This window comes from Rugamonas sp. (assembly GCF_025354735.1).
Taxonomy (GTDB): domain Bacteria; phylum Pseudomonadota; class Gammaproteobacteria; order Burkholderiales; family Burkholderiaceae_D; genus Rugamonas.
Map to the genome: position 1 here is coordinate 1 of NZ_JANXMI010000174.1, position 3,541 is coordinate 3,541.

At 66.9% G+C, this 3,541-nt stretch carries 2 protein-coding genes; both read right to left on the minus strand.

Annotated elements, in window-relative coordinates; translation table 11 throughout:
• Nucleotides 1–1,564: tetratricopeptide repeat protein (locus tag Q0S71_RS14155; RefSeq protein WP_295996705.1), on the minus strand; the 1,564-nt coding region annotated here is incomplete at its 3' end.
• A gap of 232 nt (nucleotides 1,565–1,796) precedes the next feature.
• The coding region (locus tag Q0S71_RS14160) for an ABC transporter transmembrane domain-containing protein (RefSeq protein ID WP_295996708.1) at nucleotides 1,797–3,541 on the minus strand (1,745 nt) is incomplete at its 5' end.

Here is a 3,541-nt window from a genome sequence, read left to right on the forward strand (position 1 = left end):
CCCGCTTTTCCGCGTCGCGTTTTTCAAGGTCGCGTTTTTCCACATGATTATGGCTGCGCATATAGTCCTGGAAGTGGCGCCGGTTGTACAGGGAGGTGAGCGGATCGAGCGCGCTTTGCGCCTTCAATTCCTCGTTCTTCACTTCCAGCTGCGCGTTGGCGTGCCGGACCTTCCGGTACAGCAGGCCGACGATCACCGCCGCCAGCGCGAACACCACGGCCAGCAGCCACCACACGCGCTGCTGCAGGCGGCGGTTGTCGATCTCGGCGCCCTTGACCTGGTTTTCGCGGCGCAGCAGCTCGATCTGGCGCTGCTTCTTTTCGGTCTCGTATTTTTCCTGCAGCTCCAGCACCGACTGGCGCCGCTGTTTTTCAAACATCTTGTTCGAGATGTCGCGCTCGCGGTGATAGGCCGCCAGCGCGCCGGCCAGGTCGCCGGCCCGTTCCAGCGCCTGGCCGTATTCCACCAGCACCACCTGCAAATCGGGCTGGCTGTTGGCGCGCTCGTAAAACGCCATGCCGGCCTCGAAGCTGCGCTTGCCCTCGGCGATGCGGCCCAGTCCCAGATACGCTTCGCCGATGTTGACGTTGGCCGTGGCCTCGGTGGCTTCGTCGTTACTCTGCCGCGACACCTTGAGCGACTGGTTGGCGTATTGCAGCGTGCGCTGGTAGTCGCGCTGCTTCAGATAGCTGTCCGACAAATTGACGAGGGTGCTGGCGATCATGCGCTGGGCGCCCAGCTGGCGCTCGAGCACCAGGCTTTCTTCCAGCGCCCGCAGCGCGCGCCTGGGCTGGCCGGCGTCGATGGACAGGCCGTATTCGGTGTTTTTGGCCAGCGCCAGCCGGCCCGGCGACTGTAGTTTTTCGCCGACGGCCAGGAGCTCGTCGAGCGCGGCGAAGCCCTTGTCGTATTCCCTCAACTGGTCGTACAGATTGGCCAGCGCCTTGAGCGCGCTGGCCAGCGGCAGCTGGTCCGGCAGCGGCCGCGCCAGATCGACGGCCGCTTGCAGCCTGGTGATGGCGGCCGGAAAATTGCCCTGCTCGGCGTACACCTGGCCGGCCGTGATGGTCGCCTGCACCTGCAGCGCCGGCAGGCCGCTGGCCAGGGCCAGCGGCTCGGCCGCCAGTCCCAGCTTGTGCGCCTGCACCACGTCGGCCAGCGAAAACCGGATATAGCCTTCGCACAGCATGCCCTTGGCCTCGGCCGCCTTGCTGTGCACGGCCCGGCCGTAGGCCACCAGTTCGGCCGCCAGCGTCAGCGCGGCGTCGTTCTGGCCCAGGCGGCCGCGCGTCAAGCTCATTTGTGTCAGGAATTCGGCCTTGGTCAGCACGTCGGCGGCGCGCGCTTCCGGCTCCAGCTTGAGCAGCTGGGTCAGTGCCTTGTCCGGCACGAAGCGCGACTGTTCGCCGATGTCGCTGATGCGGTCGAGCAGCGTCGGCTCGTCGTCGGCGCGCGCCGGCGCGGCCAGGCACAGCGGCGCCAGCAGGGCCGCGCACAGCGCCACACGCCGCCACGCCGCCCGCCGTCCGGCCCCGCCTTGCTTGGTATTGCGCGTTCTTGTCACCGCCGCCCCTGGTCCGTGTCGCACAAAAAAGCGCGCAACTGTCTAGACAATTATATTCTCGTTGCATATGAGAAATCCCGGCGGGGCATCACATTTTGTTCAAAAACGCACAACTTCCATGGTAATTAAGGCAATAATATTGCGCTGTTTGTCAAATTTTTGGCAAGATTAAGGTGATGTACATAGCCCGATTGTACAAAGCCCGATGTGGGTCGCGCCGGGCCGGACGGGGCTAGGCGGCCAGTTGTTGCAGCAGGTACAGGCGCTGGTACAGGCCGTCCGCGATCCGCATCAGCTGTTCGTGCGGACCCGCTTCGGCGATGCGGCCGTGATTGAGCACGACGATGCGGTCGGCGTCGCGTATCGTCGAGAGCCGGTGGGCGATGGCGATGATGGTGACGCGGCCGCGCAATTCGTCGAGCGCGGTCTGCACGATTTGCTCGGTGGCGCTGTCGATGTGCGAGGTCGCCTCGTCGAGCAGCAAGATGCGCGGCGCGCCGGCCAGCGCGCGGGCGATGGCGATCAGCTGCTTCTGGCCGGTCGACAGGCGCGAGCCGCCTTCGCCCAGTTCCGTGTCGTAGCCGTGTTCCAGCGCCGCGATGAAGTCGTGGGCGTGGGCCGCGCGCGCCGCCGTTTCGATCTGCGCCTGCGTCAGGTCGCGGCCCATGGCGATGTTTTCGCGCGCGGAGGCGGCCAGCAGGAAGGGGTCTTGCGGCACCAGACCGACTTCGGCGCGGAACCGCTCGTTGGCGATGCCGTCCAGCGCCGCGCCGTGGATGGCGATGCTGCCGTGGCGCGCCGGATAAAAGCGCAGCAGCAGCGACAGCAGCGTCGACTTGCCGCTGCCGGTGTGGCCGACGATGCCGTAGAACGCGCCCTGCGGGATGGTCAGCGACAGGTCGTGCAGCACGGTCTGGCCTTCGACGTAGGCGAAGTTGAGGTGTTCGATGGCGACGGCGGGGACGTCGGCGGCGGCGCCCGGGTTTGCATCTTCAGCCCGGCCGGCGCGGTGCTCGGGCGCCTCCGGCTCGTCGAGCAGGGCCGACACGCGCGCCGTCGCCACCACCGATTGCTGCAACTGGCTGAACTGCATGGTGATCTGGATCAGCGGCTCGATCACGCGCGCGATGTAGCTGATGAAGGCGTACAAAATCCCCACTTCGGCCGCCGTCATCTCGCGCTGGCCGAAGCTGAAAATGACCGCCGCCAGCAGCACGATGTTGAGCATGTCGAGCGCCGGCCGCAGCAGCCAAGCGTTGGCGCGCAGCTCGGCCATGCGCGCCGTGTAGTGCTGCTCGTTGGTGGCCTGGAAGCGGGCGCCGAAACGCGCTTGCGCGTTGTTCGCCTGCAGCACGCTCATGCCGCCTATCGATTCGGCCATCTGGCCGTTGATGTCGCTGCGCAGCGCGCGCGCCCGCGTGACGGCCGGCGCGCTCCAGCGCTGGTACAGCCAGACGATCAGCAGCACCGCCGGCATCAGCGCGACGACGATAATCATCAGGTGCCAGTCCAGCCAGGCCATGGCGATGATGGTGCCGACCAGCACGATCGAACTGTCGAGCATCACGAACAGCACTTGCACGTAGAGGGTCTTGACGGCCTCGGTGTCGTTGGTCACGCGCGACACCAGCTGGCCGGTGATGGCGCGGTCGAAGAAGGCCATCGGCAGGCGCAGCACGTGGCCGTAGACGTCCTCGCGCAGGCGCTGCACGGAGCGCATCGCCAGGCCGGACAAGCGCACCAGTTGAAGATAACGCAGGCCGCTGGCGATCCAGCCGGTCAGCAGCACGCCGGCCAGCAGCGCGGCCATGCGCGGCCAGTCCAGGTGGTGCGGCAGCAGGTGCTCGTCGATCAGCGCCTTGCCCATGATCGGGCCCGACACCTCCAGCAGCGCGGCCAGCACCAGCCACAGCACGGCCCAGACCAGGTGGTGCCGGTCCGGCAGCGCGGCCCGCCGCAGCAGGGAAACCGCTTGCC